The organism is Rhizobium sp. BR 315 (assembly GCF_050577975.1).
In the GTDB taxonomy this organism is placed as follows: domain Bacteria; phylum Pseudomonadota; class Alphaproteobacteria; order Rhizobiales; family Rhizobiaceae; genus Rhizobium; species Rhizobium miluonense.
Genome location: NZ_JARWKZ010000132.1, coordinates 1 through 1,260 on the forward strand (window position 1 = coordinate 1; position 1,260 = coordinate 1,260).

3 protein-coding genes are annotated in these 1,260 nt (G+C 57.7%); all 3 read right to left on the minus strand.

The features are described 5' to 3' along the window. A partial coding sequence (tnpB, locus tag QD409_RS35335) for an IS66 family insertion sequence element accessory protein TnpB (RefSeq protein WP_430765025.1) occupies positions 1-159 on the minus strand: 159 nt, incomplete at its 3' end. Further along, positions 140-598, minus strand: coding sequence for an IS66-like element accessory protein TnpA (gene tnpA, locus QD409_RS35340; RefSeq protein WP_243016892.1), 459 nt, complete (start codon positions 596-598; stop codon positions 140-142). The genes tnpB and tnpA, both read right to left, overlap by 20 nt. A gap of 369 nt (positions 599-967) precedes the next feature. After that, positions 968-1,260: hypothetical protein (locus tag QD409_RS35345; protein ID WP_430765024.1), on the minus strand; the 293-nt coding region annotated here is incomplete at its 5' end.

Below are 1,260 nucleotides of genomic sequence, written 5' to 3' on the forward strand. Positions count from 1 at the left end.
CCGGTCACGGCGGCGATTGCAAAAGGCAAAGACCGCAGGCGCAAACGGGTCGAGCTCCATCGTCTCCTGCACTAGGACCGCAAGGCTGTTGATGCCGGCGCGGAAGTCGATCGGTTCGCGGTGCAGGTAGACCTTGAGATCAGCGTCCAGTCTGAACATGGCCCAATGCTCCAATGACAGCCGTCAACCCATCCACATCTCTGCATTCCAGCGAAAGCTTCACGCCGTTTGGCAGCAATGCGCTGATTTCGGATAAACCTGACGGATGGCCCGTCTTCTCCAGTGATGCTCGTTGTTCTTCATCACACGTGACCGACATATCCAGCGAGCAGGTCCCGACAGGCAGGCTGCCGTCTACTGCCACGACCGGGATAAACGCCGAGCGTGGAGATACCGCCAGGGAGCCAGACTCCCTGGCCTCCTTGACACACTTGCGCAGTAGGTTGGCATTGATCCCATGCGTAAGCGCAAGGCCGGATATCGACACACCAGGTTCAAGGCAGGCCGCAACAAGCCGCGCCTTTGATCCTGGATCGTAGCGGCGTCGACCATCGCGCCCCACATGCCGCACACGCAGTTTCTGCTCTTCGTCACTCATATTTGGTGTCCACCTATTTTTAATGGACACTTCATGCGGCAGAGGCATCAACGAGAAAAGGCGCATGGAAATGAGCGCTTAGTGCGGCTGCAAAGCCGATGAAAGATAGTTGATGAAGGTTCAATACGGAGAAGAAGTGGCGAATCACTCTGACCCCGAGTCATGCGGGGCACATCGCGAGGTGTGCGTCGAAGCGTTGACAGTGGAAACCGGCAGGCCGGCCATTGAGCCGCGAAATGATCAATTCGGGATGCCGACGCTGTTAAGCGAAGGAACGCGGATCGAGCTCACGCCTTCCAAGCTCGATCAGAACCTCGGGGCCTCCGCATCGTCGAGCTGCAAGCTAAACAGGAGACGATCGACATTCGTTCAGGAGAAGCTTCGCGCAAAGTTTGACGGATGCCGGAGGGTATTGATCGCAAACCCGGAGCCGTCAGAGAAAAGTCCACGCAACGCCGCAATCACAAGTCGATTCGGCTGCGAGCACTCGTTCCATGATTTTTCTGTGGCCTCCTTGACTAATCCGGGAAAACGCTGCCGCTGCCGACAGTTCCCGTACCCGAACCGAGGACAATCGTCGCTGCGCGACGAGACATGTCCACTGTGAGACGCAATCAGAACTTCGGCGGCGTCTGGCCGGCTTTGCGACAGGCCGCGATGAC